22 protein-coding genes are annotated in these 18,893 nt (G+C 55.3%); 18 read left to right on the forward strand and 4 right to left on the reverse strand.

The features are described 5' to 3' along the window. Window positions 1-9: 9 nt before the first annotated feature. The 6 genes from ACF8PE_RS01195 to add all read left to right on the forward strand — a co-directional run bounded on the left by ACF8PE_RS01195 (window position 10) and on the right by add (window position 3,816). Window positions 10-354, forward strand: coding sequence for a hypothetical protein (locus ACF8PE_RS01195; RefSeq protein ID WP_279868917.1), 345 nt, complete (start codon window positions 10-12; stop codon window positions 352-354). Then, window positions 347-961 (forward strand): hypothetical protein, encoded by a 615-nt coding sequence (locus ACF8PE_RS01200; RefSeq protein ID WP_279868915.1) that lies wholly within the window; start codon window positions 347-349, stop codon window positions 959-961. The genes ACF8PE_RS01195 and ACF8PE_RS01200 overlap by 8 nt, the downstream gene beginning before the upstream one ends. Continuing rightward, a complete protein-coding gene (locus ACF8PE_RS01205) occupies window positions 948-1,187 on the forward strand; it encodes a DUF4060 family protein (protein WP_156654750.1) in 240 nt (79 codons plus the stop codon). Before ACF8PE_RS01200 ends, ACF8PE_RS01205 begins: the two co-directional genes overlap by 14 nt. Window positions 1,188-1,251: 64 nt before the next feature. After that, on the forward strand, window positions 1,252-1,470 hold the full coding sequence (xisR, locus tag ACF8PE_RS01210; protein ID WP_059308102.1) for an excisionase family protein: 219 nt from the start codon (window positions 1,252-1,254) through the stop codon (window positions 1,468-1,470). 1 nt (window position 1,471) lies between these two features. Next, entirely contained in the window at window positions 1,472-2,701 is a 1,230-nt protein-coding gene (locus tag ACF8PE_RS01215) for a site-specific integrase (protein ID WP_279868909.1), read from the forward strand. A gap of 113 nt (window positions 2,702-2,814) precedes the next feature. After that, window positions 2,815-3,816, forward strand: coding sequence for an adenosine deaminase (gene add, locus ACF8PE_RS01220; protein WP_130588944.1), 1,002 nt, complete (start codon window positions 2,815-2,817; stop codon window positions 3,814-3,816). A gap of 32 nt (window positions 3,817-3,848) precedes the next feature. Here the strand turns inward: add and ACF8PE_RS01225 are convergent, their stop codons facing one another. Beyond that, window positions 3,849-4,889 (reverse strand): oxidoreductase, encoded by a 1,041-nt coding sequence (locus ACF8PE_RS01225; RefSeq protein WP_148569059.1) that lies wholly within the window; start codon window positions 4,887-4,889, stop codon window positions 3,849-3,851. Between the two features lie 245 nt (window positions 4,890-5,134). Here ACF8PE_RS01225 and blr point away from each other — a divergent pair, with 245 nt between their 5' ends. The 12 genes from blr to gstA all read left to right on the forward strand — a co-directional run bounded on the left by blr (window position 5,135) and on the right by gstA (window position 15,811). After that, window positions 5,135-5,293: a division septum protein Blr gene (gene blr, locus ACF8PE_RS01230; protein WP_051916144.1), complete on the forward strand. Its 159-nt coding sequence runs from the start codon at window positions 5,135-5,137 to the stop codon at window positions 5,291-5,293. Window positions 5,294-5,496: 203 nt separating this feature from the next. After that, window positions 5,497-5,712: a transcription modulator YdgT gene (gene ydgT, locus ACF8PE_RS01235; RefSeq protein WP_032617854.1), complete on the forward strand. Its 216-nt coding sequence runs from the start codon at window positions 5,497-5,499 to the stop codon at window positions 5,710-5,712. Between the two features lie 86 nt (window positions 5,713-5,798). After that, a complete protein-coding gene (locus tag ACF8PE_RS01240; RefSeq protein ID WP_032617853.1) occupies window positions 5,799-6,239 on the forward strand; it encodes a DUF2569 domain-containing protein in 441 nt (146 codons plus the stop codon). 76 nt (window positions 6,240-6,315) lie between these two features. Further along, window positions 6,316-6,897, forward strand: a complete 582-nt coding sequence (gene rsxA, locus ACF8PE_RS01245) for an electron transport complex subunit RsxA (protein ID WP_032617852.1) — start codon at window positions 6,316-6,318, stop codon at window positions 6,895-6,897. Continuing rightward, on the forward strand, window positions 6,897-7,475 hold the full coding sequence (rsxB, locus tag ACF8PE_RS01250) for an electron transport complex subunit RsxB (RefSeq protein WP_032617851.1): 579 nt from the start codon (window positions 6,897-6,899) through the stop codon (window positions 7,473-7,475). The genes rsxA and rsxB overlap by 1 nt, the downstream gene beginning before the upstream one ends. Next, complete coding sequence (gene rsxC / locus ACF8PE_RS01255; RefSeq protein ID WP_392494324.1) at window positions 7,468-9,969, forward strand: electron transport complex subunit RsxC; 2,502 nt, start codon at window positions 7,468-7,470, stop codon at window positions 9,967-9,969. Before rsxB ends, rsxC begins: the two co-directional genes overlap by 8 nt. Further along, window positions 9,970-11,022 (forward strand): electron transport complex subunit RsxD, encoded by a 1,053-nt coding sequence (gene rsxD, locus ACF8PE_RS01260; protein ID WP_204230964.1) that lies wholly within the window; start codon window positions 9,970-9,972, stop codon window positions 11,020-11,022. A gap of 10 nt (window positions 11,023-11,032) precedes the next feature. Beyond that, window positions 11,033-11,653 carry an electron transport complex subunit RsxG gene (gene rsxG, locus ACF8PE_RS01265; RefSeq protein ID WP_392494326.1) on the forward strand — a complete coding sequence of 207 codons (621 nt, stop codon included), beginning with the start codon at window positions 11,033-11,035 and terminating at the stop codon, window positions 11,651-11,653. A gap of 2 nt (window positions 11,654-11,655) precedes the next feature. Continuing rightward, the gene (locus tag ACF8PE_RS01270) at window positions 11,656-12,342 is read left to right on the forward strand and encodes an electron transport complex subunit E (protein WP_032617845.1); all 687 of its coding nucleotides are present in this window, start codon (window positions 11,656-11,658) and stop codon (window positions 12,340-12,342) included. Next, the gene (gene nth, locus ACF8PE_RS01275) at window positions 12,339-12,974 is read left to right on the forward strand and encodes an endonuclease III (protein ID WP_103793193.1); all 636 of its coding nucleotides are present in this window, start codon (window positions 12,339-12,341) and stop codon (window positions 12,972-12,974) included. The genes ACF8PE_RS01270 and nth overlap by 4 nt, the downstream gene beginning before the upstream one ends. A gap of 614 nt (window positions 12,975-13,588) precedes the next feature. Beyond that, window positions 13,589-15,097 carry a dipeptide/tripeptide permease DtpA gene (dtpA, locus tag ACF8PE_RS01280; protein WP_032617843.1) on the forward strand — a complete coding sequence of 503 codons (1,509 nt, stop codon included), beginning with the start codon at window positions 13,589-13,591 and terminating at the stop codon, window positions 15,095-15,097. Between the two features lie 108 nt (window positions 15,098-15,205). Beyond that, a complete protein-coding gene (gene gstA / locus ACF8PE_RS01285; RefSeq protein ID WP_191152831.1) occupies window positions 15,206-15,811 on the forward strand; it encodes a glutathione transferase GstA in 606 nt (201 codons plus the stop codon). An 84-nt stretch (window positions 15,812-15,895) separates the two neighbouring features. Here the strand turns inward: gstA and pdxY are convergent, their stop codons facing one another. The 3 genes from pdxY to pdxH all read right to left on the reverse strand — a co-directional run bounded on the left by pdxY (window position 15,896) and on the right by pdxH (window position 18,877). Then, window positions 15,896-16,756, reverse strand: coding sequence for a pyridoxal kinase PdxY (gene pdxY / locus ACF8PE_RS01290; RefSeq protein WP_032617841.1), 861 nt, complete (start codon window positions 16,754-16,756; stop codon window positions 15,896-15,898). Between the two features lie 63 nt (window positions 16,757-16,819). Next, window positions 16,820-18,094, reverse strand: coding sequence for a tyrosine--tRNA ligase (gene tyrS / locus ACF8PE_RS01295; RefSeq protein WP_077226662.1), 1,275 nt, complete (start codon window positions 18,092-18,094; stop codon window positions 16,820-16,822). A gap of 126 nt (window positions 18,095-18,220) precedes the next feature. Next, window positions 18,221-18,877, reverse strand: a complete 657-nt coding sequence (gene pdxH / locus ACF8PE_RS01300; protein WP_032617849.1) for a pyridoxamine 5'-phosphate oxidase — start codon at window positions 18,875-18,877, stop codon at window positions 18,221-18,223. Between the last annotated feature and the right edge of the window lie 16 nt (window positions 18,878-18,893).

Raw genomic sequence — 18,893 nt, forward strand, 5'->3', positions numbered from 1 at the left:
GGTAACGAGATGAGCAAATCACTAAATGCACGCTGTATCCGCCGCTGGGAAGTTGAGTTCAAAAGCCGTTGCGATTCGAAATATAGCCCATGGTGGCGCAAGCACCATCTGCGCGGATACATCCGAGAGTGCGGCCTGATTACTGCCGACTGCATGGTTGAACGCATGGCCGAAGATAATGCCAGAGTGGACTTTCAGCAGGATAAACGTGGCTGGTCGCCAGAGTTCTCTGCCTGGTATGACGAACGTCGTGAGCAGTATCGGAAAGAAGCCCTGAGCTATCTCAATGAGGATGCCACCAACGACGAGATCGACGAAGAAATTGAGAACGAGCTGGAGGCCTGGAATGACTGAGCGCGGAATGATTTTTAACGGTCAGATGGTGCGGGCGATCCTGGGCGGCCGAAAGACGCAGACCCGGCGCCCGGTTAAATTCCCGGTAATCGATAAGAACATGGGCTGTGAGTTAGCAGGCAACGAATTGGCCGGAGAGCTGGCGGCGGGCAACTATTGGAATAGTCCGTTCGGTAAGCCAAGCGATCGCATCTGGGTGCGCGAGACGTTCCGGGTACATAGCCGGGCAACTGACCTTGCCACTCTGGTTTATAAAGCCAGTGAGCAGCAGAGCTGGACTCAACAAACACACCGCGTGCCAATTGAGCAATGCAACAAACCGGCGGTGGTTGAGAGGTGGACCCCATCAATCCACATGCCGCGCTGGGCCAGCCGTATTTTGCTGGAGATTACAAATGTGCGGGTCGAGCGGATGAACGGCATCAGTGAAGAGGATGCAAAAGCTGTAGGCGCGCCGACTGAATGTTGCGTCATTGGTGATAAGCACTTTCTTGGCTTTCGTAGCCTATGGAAAAGCATCTACGGCGACGACGGTTGGCAGGCCAACCCGTGGGTCTGGGTGATCGAGTTTAAGCGTATCGAAGGAGATGACCATGCGACTGATTAACCGCAGCACACAGTCACCGCTGGCGCGGCAGGCCTGCGAAATCGCCCTGGCGGCCCATCAAGAGCGGTACGGAAACTACGGGCGCAGCCGGATGAAAGAGACGTACACGGTAAGGGTGGAAGGAGTGAAGGTCTGGGTGGAGGTGGTGAACCGGAAAGCGAGCTACGTGGCCACGGCAATGACCGGCATGCGCCGCCTACGATCCTTACCCGGGCAGATCGCCTGATATTGAAATATCAATGTTTAACAACCGGCATCTTTATAATGATGTCGGTTACCTGAGGTGAAAGATGGCACAGGTGATTTTTAACGAAGAGTGGGTGGTTGAGGCGAAGCTGTGTGAGAGAACGGGACTCTCAAAGCGGCAGGTAACCTGCTACCGCGCTCATCGCTGGATCGAAGGTATTCATTTTAAGCGTGTAACCCAGACTGAAGGAGATAACAACTCTCCGCGGGCGACACTTTGGTACAACTTCCCAAAGATAAACAGTTTCGTTCAGGAGCAGTGACGTGGCGCCAACGGGTGTTGAAATTCACAATGGCAAGATTCGGATATGGTTCATTTATCGAGGGGTTCGTTGCCGGGAAACGCTTAAAGGCTGGCTGGTGACGAACGCCAACCTCAAAAAAGCAGGCCAGCTCAGAGCGAAGATCACCAGTGATATCCAGATGGGGATATTCGATTATGGCCTGCAGTTTCCTGGTTCTAAGGCAGCAAAAAAATTCTCAACTACGTTGAGGATTAGTACCTTCCAGGAACTTTGTGATGAATACAGCGGAACCAAAGAGCTGGAAATGTCCTACGCATCAGCGCGGAACATGCATTCCATCATCAAGATTCTGCTGCGGATCGTTGGTAGCGAAACCCTGATCACCGATATTCAACAGATCGACATTCTGAAATACCGCAAGGAGTTGTTGTTGGGGGATGTACGCAATGATGTTGTGCCACATCTGAATAAAACGGGCCGTGCCCCGGCTACGGTAAACGAGCAAATCCGCACACTTTGCGCCATGCTGAAATTTGCCAAACGTAGCCACATTATTACCAACAGCCCTTTTGAAGATATTCCTTCTTTGAAACGGCCGCGGAAAGCACCGGATCCATTCACGATGGAAGAATACGAGCGATTCATTTCGGTGTTACCGGCTTCAGTTGTTAACTTATGGAAACTGGCCTTTTACGCTGGTCTTCGTCATGGGGAACTGTGCGCACTTGGATGGGATGATGTTGATCTGGTCAATGGAAAAATTCACGTCAGTCGGAATCTGAACAACTATGATCAGTTCGGGCCGCCCAAAACGTCCGCCGGAGAACGCACAATCACATTGCTGGAGCCAGCCCTCGAAGCGTTAAGAGATCAGTTCCATCTGACCGGTGCAGACCAGACGACAGAAATCACATTTAACCATCGTGCGTATGCGAGCACTGATCAGCAGCACGTACGGTTTGTGTTTCGTCCCGTAATTAAATTTGCCGTTCCAAATCCCTATTATTCAAAAAACGCGCTGGGCTATAGCTGGAAGCAGGGACTAAAAAAAGCGGGAATACGCAGCCGTGTGCCTTATCAGTCTCGCCATACTTACGCGTGCTGGTTGTTGTCTGCAGGAGCGATCCCTTCTTTCATCGCCAGCCAGATGGGGCATACTGATGCCAGTATGGTGTATAAGGTTTACTCTAAATGGATGTGTGATAAGGACCGGGATCAGGTGGAGTTTTTAAACAGCAAATTAGGTTAATTGCCCCCTATATGCCCCTTTCATTCTGCAAATGCATGAATTTCTCAGCATTTTTAATAGGTTAATTAACTGTAGTATAATGGCTCGCACTTCTACTAATAAAGAGTGCGACCATGATTGATACCACCCTCCCGTTAACTGACGTTCATCGCCACCTTGATGGTAACATCCGCGCCCAGACCATCCTTGACCTGGGCCGTCAGTATAATTTAACCCTGCCCGCACAAACCCTGGAGACGTTGATCCCACATGTGCAGGTTACGGAAAACGAGCCGGATCTGGTCAGTTTCCTGAGCAAGCTCGACTGGGGGGTAAAAGTTCTGGCCTCGCTGGACGCCTGTCGTCGCGTCGCTTTTGAAAATATCGAAGATGCCGCGCGCAACGGTTTGCACTATGTCGAACTGCGCTTCTCGCCGGGCTACATGGCGATGACCCATAAACTGCCGGTGGCAGGCGTGGTTGAAGCGGTGATTGCTGGCGTGCGTGAGGGCTGCAAGACCTTCAACGTCGAGGCCCGTCTGATTGGCATCATGAGCCGCACCTTCGGGGAAGACGCCTGCCTGCAGGAGCTTGAGGCGCTGCTGGCGCACCGCGACCATATCACCGCTGTGGATCTGGCGGGTGACGAGCTGGGCTTCCCGGGCAGCCTGTTCCTCTCTCACTTTAACCGCGCCCGCGATGCTGGCTGGCACATCACCGTGCATGCCGGTGAAGCGGCAGGCCCGGAGAGCATCTGGCAGGCCATTCGCGAGTTAGGTGCCGAGCGTATCGGTCATGGGGTGAAGGCGGTTGAAGACCCGGCTCTGATGGACTTCCTGGCAGAGCAGCGTATCGGGATTGAATCCTGTCTGACCTCCAATATTCAGACCAGCACCGTGGCGACGCTGGCGCAGCATCCACTGAAAACCTTCCTGGAGCATGGGGTGATGGCCTCGCTGAATACCGACGATCCGGCGGTTCAGGGCGTGGATATTATTCACGAGTATACGGTTGCCGCCTCGCTGGCTGGACTGAGCCGGGAGCAGATACGCCAGGCGCAGATCAACGGGCTTGAGATGGCCTTCCTGACCCCTGCGGAGAAGCAGGCGCTGCGCGACAAGGTCGCACGCGGATAAGAAAAAGCCCGGCAGTGCCGGGCTTTACTTTTTTAAGCGAGACACAAGGTCGCGCGGTGTTTCGCAGACTCAATCCCCAGCTCAATCAACTCCATAATCTGAATCGCCTGGCTCGCAGGAACAGGGTTTTCACCGTCGCCGTTCAGCGCATCGCGAATACCAGCATAATAGGCCGGATAATTACCCGGCAGCGTCAGCCAGGTCTCTTCTACACGCTCTTCGCCTTCAACGCGGGTCAACACGCCGTCACGCATGTCGTACCCCCAGTCTTCCTGCGGCAGACGCTCGCCATTTTTCAGACGATCTTCCTGCGGGTCGAGGCCAAACTTCACGTAGCTGCCGCGGGAGCCATGCACGATATAGCGAGCCGATTCTGCCGCCGCCATCATGGTGCCGTGCAGTACCACACGACGCTGCGGATAACTCAGCACAGCGTGGAAGTAGTCCGTGGCCTGTGCGCCAGGGCGCAGTTGGGCCAGATCGACGTTCAGACTCACCGGTAGACCGAACAGGTTAACGGCCTGGTCAAGCAGATGGGGGGCCAGATCGTACCAAATGCCGCTGCCCGGACCCGCCTGCTCGCGCCAGCGGTTGCGTACCTGCGGACGGAAGCGATCAAAATGCGATTCAAAGAAGGCTACTTCTCCGAGAGACCCGTCAGCGATCAACGCTTTCACGGTCAGGAAATCGCTGTCCCAACGGCGGTTATGAAACACGGAGAGCAATTTCCCGAGGCTTTTCGCCAGCGCGTCCAGCTCCCGGGCCTGTGACAGTGTCACGGTAAAAGGTTTATCCACCACCACATGCTTCCCTGCTTCCAGGGCTGCTTTAGCCAGTGGGAAGTGAGTGTCATTGGGCGTAGGGATGACGATGAGATCAATATTGGGATCGTTAAACAGATGCTTCGGCTCGGAAACTACCGGCACCGTCGGCCAGTCTGCATGCACTTTACTCGCATCGCTGCTGGAGATTGCCGCCAGTTCCATCCCTGGCGTGCCATCAATTAGCGGAGCATGAAACGTTTTACTCGCATAACCATAACCTATTAATCCAACACGGATTTTGTCGTTCATGACGTCGCCTCTCTTCTTTTGACACACATATTTCACACTATCTCTACTCTGGTCACAATAGGTTAAAACTGGGTTTTGCGCCTCGGGGCGATATATGCAATCAGTAATTTCTGATTAACAATTATAACTAGCTGATTACAATCGCAAAACAACACTGCAAAGCGCTTGCCGGGCGGCAATCTGCGCTGTAAAATTCTTAAACTGTATTTATGGATAAAACAAAATAACGAATCATGACGACAATCATTAATCGAATTATCGAGTTAGCCGGATGGATTGTGTTGGGCGTGTCGGTGATATTGCTGGGCATCGCCAGCCATATCGACAACTACCAGCCGCCGGAACCGGTCAATAGTGTCAATCAAGCCAAGCCGCATGCACTGCTCAAAAATAGTGACATATGATGTCAGTTGCATATTGCCAGCCGTCATGAACAGCGTTAACCTTCATCGCCAGGCGTCGACCGACGCCTGATTTTGCCATGTAAAGAAAATTCTTATTTTTGCCGCTACGCTTCGGCAAATGTTTACGCCTTTTTTGTTCCGTTTACTATTCGACCGAATTACTTCTTTGGTATCACTCCTTCTTAATATGGAAAATTATTAATATGACCGTTCAGGACTATTTATTAAAATTTCGCAAAATTAATTCTCTCGAAAGTCTGGAAAAGTTGTTTGATCATCTGAACTACAGTCTGAGCGATAACCAGGAGATTATCAGCATGTACCGCGCCGCAGATCATCGCCGCGCTGAACTGGTCTCTGGCGGGCGTTTGTTCAACATTGGCGAAGTGCCTAAGTCCGTGTGGCGTTACGTGCTATAAGAGGGTAGCCATTCCCGGGAAATGTTATATACTCTCGCCCCTGCAAATTTGCAGTTTGCACTGTTACGCTGACTTCGGGAGAGAACATGACCACAACGGCTGGAGAAAAAATTGGCGGCTGGTTACTGGCTCCGCTTGCCTGGCTGCTAATGGCATTATTAAGCGCTTCGCTGGCACTCGTCCTTTACTCTACGGCGTTAACGTCGCCGCACGCGTTAAAAACGCTGGGCGCGCAAAATACCAGTAATATTGTCATGTGGTTTATTTCTTTCGCCTTTGCGATTGCCATGTGGTACTACACGCTTTGGTTAACCATTGCGTTTTTTAAACGCCGTCGGGCTGTGCCGAAACACTATATTATCTGGCTACTGGTTTCTGTATTACTGGCTATTAAAGCTTTTGCGTTTTCGCCCGTCTCCGATGCGCTGGCGGTGCGTCAGTTACTCTTCCCCCTGCTGGTGACTGCACTGTTTGTGCCCTACTTTAAGCGTTCGGCACGCGTGAAGAACACCTTTGTGAACCCGTAATAACCTTACAGTTAACCTGTTGTCGCCTGCCGCGGCTTGTCCGATAATAGGGGGCTTTTTTATCTCAGGCTGAAAAATGACCGATTACTTACTGCTTTTTGTCGGCACGGTGCTGGTAAACAACTTCGTTCTTGTGAAGTTTCTTGGCCTGTGCCCGTTTATGGGCGTGTCCAAAAAGCTGGAAACAGCAATGGGGATGGGGCTGGCAACCACTTTCGTGATGACCCTCGCCTCGATCTGTGCCTGGTGGATTGACACATGGATCCTGCTCCCCCTTGGCCTGACCTATTTGCGCACGCTGGCCTTTATTCTGGTTATCGCGGTGGTGGTGCAGTTCACCGAAATGGTGGTGCGCAAAACAAGCCCGGCGTTATACCGTTTGCTCGGCATCTTCCTGCCGCTGATCACCACTAACTGTGCGGTGCTCGGCGTGGCGCTGCTCAACATTAACCTTGGGCACAATTTCCTGCAGTCGGCGCTGTACGGCTTTTCGGCTGCGGTCGGCTTCTCGCTGGTGATGGTCCTGTTTGCGGCGATCCGCGAACGCATGGTCGCCGCCGATATCCCGGCACCGTTTCGCGGTAACGCCATCGCGCTGGTTACCGCCGGTCTTATGTCTCTGGCCTTTATGGGCTTTAGTGGTCTGGTGAAGTTGTAATGAATGCAATCTGGATCGCCATCGCAGCCATCAGCGTACTGGGGCTGCTATTTGGCATCATTCTCGGTTACGCCTCGCGCCGCTTCGCGGTTGAGGACGATCCGATCGTTGAGAAAATTGATGAGCTGCTGCCGCAAAGCCAGTGTGGGCAGTGCGGCTATCCCGGCTGTCGCCCGTACGCAGAGGCGGTAGGTAACGGCGGAGAGAAAATTAACCGCTGTGCGCCTGGCGGCGAAGCGGTGATGCTGAAGATTGCCACCTTGCTGAACGTCGATCCGCAGCCGGTTGACGGTGACGAAAGTGCGCAGGAGCCGGTTCGTATGCTGGCAGTGATCGATGAACCAAACTGCATCGGCTGTACCAAATGCATTCAGGCCTGCCCGGTAGATGCCATCGTAGGCGCCACGCGCGCCATGCATACCGTGATTGAGGATCTGTGTACCGGCTGCAACCTCTGCGTTGCCCCCTGCCCGACCCAGTGCATTGAGTTACGCCCGGTAGCGACAACGACCGACAGCTGGAAATGGGATCTTCAAACCATTCCGGTTCGCATTATTCCTGTGGAACAACATGCTTAAGTTATTTTCTGCCTTCAGAAAAGAGAAGATCTGGGATTTCGACGGCGGTATTCATCCTCCCGAAATGAAAACCCAGTCCAGCGGTACGCCGCTGCGCCAGATCCCGCTGGCTAACCGTTTTGTTATCCCTCTTAAACAGCATATCGGTGCTGAGGGTGAGCTGTGCGTGAAGGTCGGTGACACTGTGTTACGCGGCCAGCCGCTGACCTTTGGCCGCGGGCGTATGCTGCCAGTTCATGCCCCCACATCCGGTACCGTAACGGCGATTGCTCCGCACACGGTAGCCCACCCTTCTGCCCTGTCTGAGCTGTGTGTGGTGATTGACGCTGATGGTGAAGATCGCTGGATCGAACGCGACGGCTGGAGCGACTACCGTAGCCACAGCCGCGAAGAGCTGATCGCCCGTATCCACCAGTCTGGCGTCGCCGGGCTGGGCGGCGCAGGCTTCCCCACCGGCACCAAACTGCAGGGCGGCGGCGACAAGATTCAGACTCTGATTATCAACGCCGCCGAATGTGAACCTTACATCACTGCCGACGATCGTCTGATGCAGGACTGTGCAGCGCAAGTTGTTGAAGGTATTCGCATCCTCGCCCATGTTTTACAGCCGAAGGAAATGCTGATCGGTATTGAAGACAACAAGCCGCAGGCGATCTCAATGCTGCGAGCGGTGTTGGCGGGAAGTCATGATATCAGCCTGCGGGTGATCCCGACAAAATACCCCTCCGGTGGCGCGAAGCAACTGACCCAAATTTTAACAGGCAAGCAGGTTCCACACGGCGGCCGCTCGTCTGACATCGGCGTGCTCATGCAGAACGTCGGCACCGCCTATGCAGTGAAACGTGCGGTCGTTGACGGCGAGCCGCTCACTGAGCGCGTCGTTACCCTCACCGGTGAAGCCGTCAGCCGCCCTGGCAACGTCTGGGCGCGTCTGGGCACACCGGTTCGTCACCTGCTGGACCAGGCCGGGTTCTGCCCGAGCGCGGAGCAGATGGTGATCATGGGCGGGCCGCTAATGGGCTTTACCCTGCCGTGGCTGGATGTCCCGGTGGTGAAAATTACCAACTGTCTGCTGGCCCCGTCCGTCAGCGAGATGGGCGAGGAACAGGAAGAGAAAGGCTGCATACGCTGCAGCGCCTGCGCCGATGCCTGTCCGGCGGATCTGCTGCCCCAGCAGCTTTACTGGTACAGCAAAGGTCAGGTCCACGACAAAGCAAAAGCCCATAACCTGGCCGACTGCATTGAATGCGGTGCCTGCGCCTGGGTTTGCCCGAGCAATATTCCGCTGGTGCAATATTTCCGCGTCGAAAAGGCCGAGATTTACGCCATCGCCCAGGAAGAGAAACGCGCTGCCGAGGCCAAAGCACGCTTTGAAGCCCGCCAGCTGCGTCTGGAGCGAGAAAAAGCCGCCCGCGAAGAACGTCATAAAAAAGCAGCGGTTCAGCCTGCGGCGAAAGATCAGGACGCCATTAATGCCGCCCTGGCTCGTGTTCGCGAGAAGAAAGCCACCGCCGCTCAGGATGTGGTGATCCCATCGGGTCAGCGCCCTGACAATAGCGAAGCCATTGCCGCGCGCGAAGCGCGTAAAGCAGAGGCTCGTGCCCGTCAGGCCGAGAAGGCCCAGTCCGGCGCCGCACAGCCAGAAGCGGATCCGCGTAAAGCGGCCGTCGAGGCTGCTATTGCCCGCGCTAAAGCCCGTAAGACATCGCAGCCGGACGAGACTGACGTAGAACCGACCTCCGTTGATCCGCGTAAAGCGGCTGTTGAAGCCGCTATTGCCCGTGCGAAAGCCCGTAAAACCGCGCAGCCGGACGAGATCGAGGTAGAGCCGACACCGGTCGATCCGCGTAAAGCGGCCGTTGAAGCCGCCATTGCCCGCGCCAAAGCCCGTAAAGCGGCGCAACCGGACGAGGTTGAGACCGAACCGGCACCCGTTGATCCGCGTAAAGTGGCCGTTGAAGCCGCCATTGCCCGTGCGAAAGCCCGTAAAGCGGCGCAGCCGGACGAGATCGAGGTAGAGCCGACACCGGTCGATCCGCGTAAAGCGGCCGTTGAAGCCGCCATTGCCCGTGCGAAAGCCCGTAAAGCGGCGCAGCCGGACGAGGTTGAGGCCGAACCGGCACCGGTCGATCCGCGCAAAGCGGCCGTAGAGGCAGCTATTGCCCGCGCCAAAGCCCGCAAAGCCGCGCAGCCGGACGAGGTTGAGGCCGAACCGGCACCGGTCGATCCACGTAAAGCGGCCGTCGAGGCTGCTATTGCCCGCGCCAAAGCCCGTAAAACCGCGCAGCAGGACGAAATTCAGGTAGAACCGACACCGGTCGATCCGCGTAAAGCCGCGGTCGAAGCCGCCATTGCCCGTGCGAAAGCACGTAAAGCGGCACAACATGAAGAAGAACCGGCAGCCAATGACGATCCACGCAAAGCGGCAGTTGCTGCCGCCATTGCGCGCGTCCAGGCGAAGAAAGCCGCACAGCAGGCAGTTAACGAGGATTAAATGGTTTTCAGAATCGCAAGCTCCCCTTATACCCACAACCGGCGCCAGACATCGCGCATTATGATGCTGGTTTGCCTGGCCGCGCTGCCGGGCATTGCCGTTCAGTTCTGGTTTTTTGGCTGGGGGACGTTGTTCCAGATAATCCTGGGCTGTGCGAGCGCGCTGGCGGCGGAAGCCCTGGTGCTCAAACTGCGTAAGATGGCGGTAAGTAAGATCCTGGCCGATAACTCCGCCCTGCTCACCGGCCTGCTGCTGGCCATCAGTATCCCGCCGTTCGCCCCATGGTGGATGGTGGTGCTCGGCACCGTGTTTGCGGTGATCATCGCCAAACAGCTGTATGGCGGCCTGGGGCATAACCCGTTTAACCCGGCAATGATTGGTTATGTGGTGCTGCTGATTTCCTTCCCGGTGCAGATGACCAGTTGGCTACCGCCGCATGAGATCGCGGCCACCGTGCCTGGCTTTATGGATGCCCTGCAAGTAATTTTCTCTGGCCATACCGCCACAGGCGCGGATATGAACAGCTTGCGCATGGGCGTGGACGGTATCAGCCAGGCGACCCCGCTCGATACCTTTAAAACCTCTCTGCACGCCGGTCACAGCGTGGAGCAGATCATGCAGTACCCGATTTACAGCGGCGTGCTGGCAGGCGCGGGCTGGCAGTGGGTTAACCTGGCATACCTTGCCGGTGGCCTGTTTATGCTGTGGCAAAAGGCGATCCGCTGGCATATCCCGATGAGCTTCCTGGTCACCCTGGCAATTTGTTCCGGGCTGGGCTGGGCCTTCTCGCCGGAATCGCTGGCGTCACCGCAACTTCATCTGCTCTCCGGCGCGACCATGCTGGGGGCGTTCTTTATTCTTACCGATCCGGTGACGGCCTCCACCACCAACCGTGGGCGTCTGATTTTCGGTGCTCTGGCCGGTCTGCTGGTGTGGTTGATCCGCAGCTTTGGCGGCTACCCGGACGGCGTGGCCTTTGCGGTTCTGCTGGCGAACATCACCGTACCGTTAATTGATTATTACACGCGACCACGTGTGTACGGCCATCGCTAAGGGACTCGCCATGTTAAAAACAATGCAAAAACACGGCGTGACGCTGGCGCTGTTTGCCGCTGTGCTGACCGGCCTGACGGCTCTCGTCAACGGGCTAACCAAACCCACCATCGACGAACAGGCGGCGCGTCAGCAAAAGGCGCTGTTCGATCAGGTGATCCCGGCAGAGCTTTACGATAACAACCTGCAAAAAAGTTGTTATCTTGTCGAGGCAGCCCCCTTAGGCAAAGGCACTCACCGCATCTTTATTGCCCGTAAAGGGGATGCCCCGGTTGGCGCAGTGATGGAAACCACAGCCCCGGATGGCTATTCCGGCGCCATCCAGCTGCTGGTCGGCACCGACTTCTCCGGCACCGTGCTGGGCACGCGCGTCACTGAGCATCACGAAACGCCAGGGCTTGGGGATAAAATCGAAACCCGCTTAAGCGACTGGATTTTGCATTTTGCCGGCAAAACCATTCATGGCAGTGAAGATCCGGCATTTGCAGTAAAGAAAGATGGCGGTGAGATCGATCAATTTACCGGGGCGACCATCACCCCACGCGCGGTGGTGAATGCCGTTAAACGTGCGGGCATATACGCCCAGACGCTGCCTGCGCAACTCAACAATCTGCCCGCCTGTGAGGAGTGATCATGAGTCAGGTTAAAGAGGTTATTGTCCAGGGGCTGTGGAAGAACAACTCCGCCCTTGTTCAGCTGCTCGGGATGTGTCCCCTGCTGGCGGTCACCTCGACCGCCACCAACGCCCTGGGTCTGGGTCTGGCGACCACCCTGGTACTGACCCTGACCAACCTGTCGATCTCTGCCCTGCGTCGCTGGACGCCGTCAGAAATTCGTATTCCGATTTACGTGATGATCATCGCCTCGGTGGTGAGCGTCGTGCAGATGCTGATCAACGCCTACGCCTTTGGCCTCTATCAGTCACTGGGGATTTTTATCCCGCTGATCGTGACCAACTGCATCGTGGTAGGCCGCGCCGAAGCTTTTGCGGTGAAAAATGACCCGCTCATTTCTGCTCTGGATGGCTTTGCCATCGGCATGGGCGCAACGGGGGCGATGTTCGTGCTGGGTTCGATGCGTGAAATTCTCGGCAACGGCACCCTGTTCGACGGCGCAGATGCGCTGCTGGGCGGCTGGGCGAAATCCCTGCGCATTGAGGTGTTTCACACCGATACCCCGTTCCTGCTGGCGATGCTGCCTCCGGGCGCGTTTATCGGCCTCGGCATGATGCTGGCGGTAAAATACCTGATTGATGAGAAACGTAAGCGCCGCGCTGCCGCACGCAGCGTCGAGGAAGGGATCCCTGAGAAGGCTTCATGAACAAAGAGAAACGTTTAACCATTCTGCAACGCCTGCGGGATAACAACCCGCACCCAACGACCGAGCTGAACTTTACCTCGCCGTTTGAACTCCTGATTGCCGTCCTGCTCTCTGCGCAGGCGACTGACGTCAGCGTCAATAAAGCCACCGCAAAGCTTTATCCTGTTGCCAACACGCCGCAGGCGATGCTGGAGCTGGGCGTAGAAGGCGTTAAGTCGTACATCAAGACCATCGGCCTGTTTAACAGCAAAGCCGAGAACGTGATTAAGACCTGTCGCATGCTGCTGGAGCTGCACGGCGGCGAGGTGCCGGAAGACCGCGCCGCGCTGGAGGCCCTGCCGGGCGTCGGGCGTAAAACCGCTAACGTGGTGCTGAATACCGCCTTTGGCTGGCCAACCATTGCCGTGGACACTCACATCTTTCGCGTGTGCAACCGCACCAACTTTGCCCCCGGCAAGAATGTCGAGCTGGTGGAAGAGAAACTGCTGAAAGTGGTTCCGGCGGAATTTAAGGTCGATTGCCATCACTGGCTGATCCTGCACGGGCGCTATACCTGTATTGCGCGCAAACCGCGCTGCGGCTCCTGTATAATCGAAGATCTCTGCGAATATAAAGAGAAAACAGACCACTGAAACCGTCATTTGACGGTTTTTCACCTTTTCAATGCCTTACGGAAAGTGTGCCTCCCTGCTGATCCCCCCTTTTGCAGTTGTTCAACCTGAGCACGAGTCCGCCCCTCGCGTAATGTGTGGCGATATAACAATCAAACAGGTTAATTGTTTTTTTGTCAGCGAAATTTTCTATATAAGTGTGACGGGGATCACTCTGTTCACACTGTGTTAATTTTATGTATTGGAAATGCCGACAAAGCCTTATTGCATCAAGAAATCACCTCTGATAACCCGAAGATATGACCGGATATTTTTCAGAACTTAGTCCATATCACTGCACATTGCCTTTTACAGCAGAACATATCGCCACCTGCGCATTTTTTGGGCTGATTAATAGTGAAAAAAACCAGTTTATACGCAACGGTAAAATTTAACGCTAAATAACATTTAGGTTTCTGGCGCATTATAGTGCCAGGGTTATATGTAACAGATTATTGCAAACACCTTGCCAGACGAGTCAGGATAGTGAACATTACCCGCCGTTTCCCCTCCCACTATAACTATAAAGCGGACGGACTACGGTCATCACGCTATGAACACCCCCGTTAATATGGGATGTAAAAAAAGAGGTATATGTGTCTACTGCAAACAATAAACCAGCTGAGGAAAGCGTAAGTCTTAACGCTTTCAAACAACCGAAATCGTTCTATCTCATTTTCTCTATTGAGCTGTGGGAGCGTTTTGGTTACTACGGTCTGCAAGGGATCATGGCTGTTTACCTGGTTAAACAACTGGGTATGTCCGAAGCTGATTCCATCACGCTGTTCTCTTCTTTCAGTGCTCTGGTGTACGGTCTGGTCGCAATTGGCGGCTGGCTCGGCGATAAAGTACTGGGAACCAAACGAGTTATTCTGCTGGGTGCCATCGTTTTGGCTATCGGTTATGGCCTGGTGGCCTGGTCTGGTCATGATGCCGGCGTGGTTTACATGGGTATGGCGACCATTGCGGTCGGTAACGGCCTGTTCAAGGCTAACCCTTCTTCCCTGCTTTCAACCTGCTATAAGAAAGATGATCCACGTCTGGACGGTGCATTCACCATGTACTACATGTCCATCAACATCGGTTCCTTCTTCTCTATGCTGGCGACCCCGTGGCTGGCAGCGAAATTCGGCTGGAGCGTGGCGTTTGCCCTGAGCTTCGTCGGCATGCTGATCACCGTGGTTAACTTCCTGTTCTGCCGCAGCTGGGTGAAGGACTACGGTTCAAAACCTGACTTTGCACCGGTACAGATGGGCAAACTGCTGGCGACCATCGTCGGCGTGGTGATTCTGGTCGCTGTTGCCACCTGGCTGCTGCACAACCAGGGTATCGCCCGTGCGGTACTGGGTGTGGTTGCTCTGGGTATCGTCTGTATCTTCGCGAAAGAAGCCTTCTCTATGCAGGGTGCGGCGCGTCGTAAGATGATTGTTGCCTTCATCCTGATGGTTGAAGCGATTGTCTTCTTCGTCCTGTACAGCCAGATGCCAACGTCGCTGAATTTCTTCGCTATCCGTAACGTTGAGCACTCTATCCTGGGCATCGCGTTCGAACCTGAGCAGTTCCAGGCCCTGAACCCGTTCTGGATCATGGTGGGTAGCCCAATCCTGGCCGCTATCTACAACAAGATGGGCGACCGCCTGCCAATGCCGCACAAGTTCGCGATTGGTATGGTGCTGTGCTCTGGTGCTTTCCTGGTGCTGCCGCTGGGTGCGAAATTCGCCAGCGACGCCGGTATCGTCTCAGTCAACTGGCTGATCCTGAGCTACGCCCTGCAGTCTATCGGTGAGCTGATGATCTCTGGTCTGGGTCTGGCGATGGTTGCACAGCTGGTGCCACAGCGTCTGATGGGCTTCATCATGGGTAGCTGGTTCCTGACCACTGCCGGTGCCGCGATTATCGCAGGTAAGATTGCAAACCTGATGGCCGTGCCATCTGATGTAACCGATCCACTGCTGTCACTGCACGTGTATGGCGATGTATTCCTGCAGATTGGTGTCGCTACCGCAGTTATCGCCGTGCTGATGATGCTGACCGCGCCGAAACTGAATCGTATGACTCAGGACGACGACACTACCGCAAAAGCGAGCAAAACCGCGACCGTGTAATGTCATCGGGAAACGACTGAACAGAAGCCGCTAACTGTGCGTTAGCGGCTTTTTTTTTAGCCGGTGCCGCACTACCATAGAGTAAACCTACGTAAACAGGAGTGACCGATGAAACTGTTCTATAAACCAGGCGCCTGCTCTCTTGCCTCCCATATTACGCTGCGCGAGAGCGGTAAAGACTTCACGCTCAACGGTGTTGATCTGATGAAAAAGCGTCTGGAAAACGGCGATGATTTTTTCGCGGTGAATCCTAAAGGCCAGGTCCCGGCACTGCTGCTGGAAGACGGCACCTTACTGACCGAAGGGGTGGCCATCATGCAATACCTGGCGGATGGCGTCGCGGATCGCCAGCTGCTGGCCCCGACCGGCAGCATCGCCCGCTATAAAACCCTCGAATGGATGAACTACATCGCCACTGAACTGCACAAAGGTTTCACCCCGCTGTTCCGCCCGGATACCCCGGAAGAGTACAAGCCGACCGTTCGTGCTCTGCTGGAGAAAAAGCTGCAATACGTGAACGAGTCGTTAAAAGACGAGCAATGGATTTGCGGCCCACGCTTTACCATTGCCGATGCGTATCTGTTTACCGTTCTGCGCTGGGCGCGGGCCGTGAAGCTGAATATGGAAGGGTTAAGCCATATTGACGCCTATATGCAGCGTATGGCGGAGCGCCCTGCCGTGGCGGCAGCGCTGGAAGCGGAAGGGTTGAAGTAAGGTAGTGTTTGTTGCCGGGTGGCGCTATCGTTCACCCGGCACTCTTTAAAGGCCCGGCAAACGCAGTGCCGCCGGGCATAGAGGTTAAAGCTGGGTCGCGCTAAAGAGGTGCTCCGGCATGGCAATCCGGTCCTGGGCCGCCACCACCTGCAGTTCATATTCCTGCATACTCTTTGTGGCAATCATGATTTCATATACTGCCGCCGTGACGTGCTCAAGCGCATCACGCACCGTCGCCCCTTGAAGCAGTTTCACCAGCAGCAGGCCGCTGGTCACATCCCCGACGCCTACCGGTTGACGGCTACCAAAATCCACCAGCGGACGGCTAATGTGCCAGGCTTCGTCTTTTGTCACCAGCAGCATCTCAAAGCGGTCCGGGCTTATCCCGGCGCGGGCGAGATGTTTCACCAGCACGATCTCCGGGCCTTTGGCAATCAGTTCGCGTGATGCCGCAATTGCCTGTTCCACGTTATTTACCGGATGTTCGCAGAGGATCTCCAGTTCAATCAGATTAGGGGCGATGATATCGCTGGCGGGTAAAGCATAACGGACATGAAACTCGGCCACGCCGGGCGCCACGATGCAGCCCTTTTCAGGGTGGCCCATCACCGGATCGCAGAAGTATTTCGCCGCCGGGTTGGCTGCCTTCACCTGACGGACAATACCAAGAATATGCTCGCCCTGCTCGGCTGACCCCAGATAGCCGCTCAGCACAGCATCACAGGTTTTGAGTTTGTCGATCTCCGCAATGCCCTGAACAATCTCGGTCAGATGGGCAGGCGGCATCACGCAACCGGTCCATTTGCCGTATTGCGTATGATTGGAAAACTGAACGGTATTTAGCGGCCAGACGTTGGCCCCGAGACGACGCATCGGAAATTCAGCGGCGCTGTTGCCAGCATGCCCAAACACGACGTGGGACTGGATGGCGAGGATATTCTTCATTTTCTTACCACAACCCTGAAAAAATAAAGGGGCGTGGTTTCCCACGCCCCTGTGCTTTTATGATTACTTCCAGCAAATCAGGCAGTAATTCTTTTTGCCGCGACGCAGTAAGGTGTAGCGGCCAAACAGGCGATCGCTGTCCACGAAGGTATACTCCTCGTTGGACTGCTTTTCGCCGTTAATTGTGATGGCATTTGAGGCGATAGTTTTACGCGCCTGACCACGGGACGGCTGCAGCTCGGAGTCAACCAGAGCCTGCATCAGGTCTGCTCCTTTCTCCATCTCCACCATCGGCACGCCATCCTGCGCCAGCTGTTCGAAATCAGCTTCGCTCAGATCGCTCAGGGTACCGTTAAACAGGCTGGCGGTAATACGCTTCGCGGCTGCCAGACCCTCTTCGCCGTGAACAAGCTTCGTAACCTGCTCCGCCAGCACGTACTGGGCGCGCGGAGCTTTACCGCTGTTCTTGTCTTCTTCTTCCAGAGCGTTGATCTCTGCAAGATCCATAAAGGTGAAGAACTTCAGGAAGCGATAGACATCAGCATCTGCGGTGTTGATCCAGAACTGGTAGAACTTATACGGGCTGGTTTTCTTCGGATCGAGCCATACCGCGCCGCCTTCGGTTTTACCGAACTTGGTGCCGTCGGCTTTGGTGATCAGCGGAACGGTCAGACCGAAGACCTGGTTCTGGTGCAGACGACGGGTCAGGTCGATACCGGAGGTGATGTTACCCCACTGATCGGAGCCGCCAATCTGCAGCGTCACACCGTAAAGGTTATTCAGGCAGGCGAAGTCATAACCCTGCAGCAGGTTATAAGAGAACTCGGTGAACGAGATGCCCTGGTCGTCACGGTTCAGACGCTGCTTCACCGCTTCTTTGTTGATCATCTGATTAACGGAGAAGTGCTTGCCGATATCACGCAGGAAGGTCAGCACGTTCATGCCGCCAAACCAGTCGTAGTTGTTGGCGGCGATCGCTGAGTTTTCACCACAGTCGAAATCGAGGAACGGGGCGACCTGTTTGCGGATCTTATCCACCCACTCCTGCACGGTGTCTGCCGTATTCAGTTTACGCTCAGCGGCTTTAAAGCTCGGGTCGCCAATCAGACCCGTTGCGCCGCCCACCAGCGCCACAGGCTTATGGCCTGCCAGCTGGAAGCGTTTCAGGCATAACAATGGAACAAGATGCCCCAAATGCAAGCTGTCGGCGGTAGGATCGAAGCCGCAATAGAGCGCGATCGGGCCTTGCGCCAGTCGCTCTGCTAACGCTTCCTCGTCCGTCACCTGGGCTACCAGCCCCCGCTCTTGCAATTGTTTAATCAAGTTACTGCTTGCCATCAAATTCTCCATGTATAAAACGACTGCACCTCTGCCGGTACACGACTTTTCGCCAGACGCGAAAGGTACATAGAATAAAGCGCTGACACCCGTTGTACCAGCGCTTAAAAGAACAAATTTCGGGGATTAAGGTGCCAGACGATCGATTTTCCACGCGCTGTTATCGCGCTGGTATAAAAACCGGTCGTGGAGGCGATGTTCACCGCCCTGCCAGAACTCCATCTGCTGAACGCTGACGCGGAACCCGCCCCAGAAACTTGGCAGGGGTACTTCGCCCTGCTGGAACTTCTGTTTCAGTTCGAGGAATTTGCTTTCAAGCACGCCACGCGCAGAGATGCGGCTCGACTGTTTAGAGACCCAGGCGCCAATCTGGCTGTCGCGCGGGCGGCTGTGGAAGTACTTCACCACTTCCAGGGTAGAGAGGCGTTCAACGGTACCGGTGACCATAACCTGACGCTCCAGCATATGCCAGGGGAAGAGCAGGCTGATGCGCGGGTTGTTTTCGAGGTGGTGCGCTTTGCGGCTGCCGAGGTTGGTGTAGAACACCAGCCCTTTCTCGTCGTAATGTTTCAGCAACACGATGCGCTGGTAGGGTTGCCCCTGTTCGTCGACGGTCGCCACTACCATGGCGGTGGGATCCGCCAGACGGGCTTCACAGGCCTGTTTCAGCCAGTGCTCAAACAGCACCAGCGGCTCAGCGGGGAGATCCTGGCGACGCAGGCCGCCTTTGGTGTATTCGCGGCGCAGGTGCGCGATGTTTTGCAATTCGTCGTTATCTGACATGGCGTTAGCTGACATT

Source organism: Leclercia sp. GLN_9 (assembly GCF_043105735.1).
Lineage (GTDB): Bacteria > Pseudomonadota > Gammaproteobacteria > Enterobacterales > Enterobacteriaceae > Enterobacter > Enterobacter adecarboxylatus.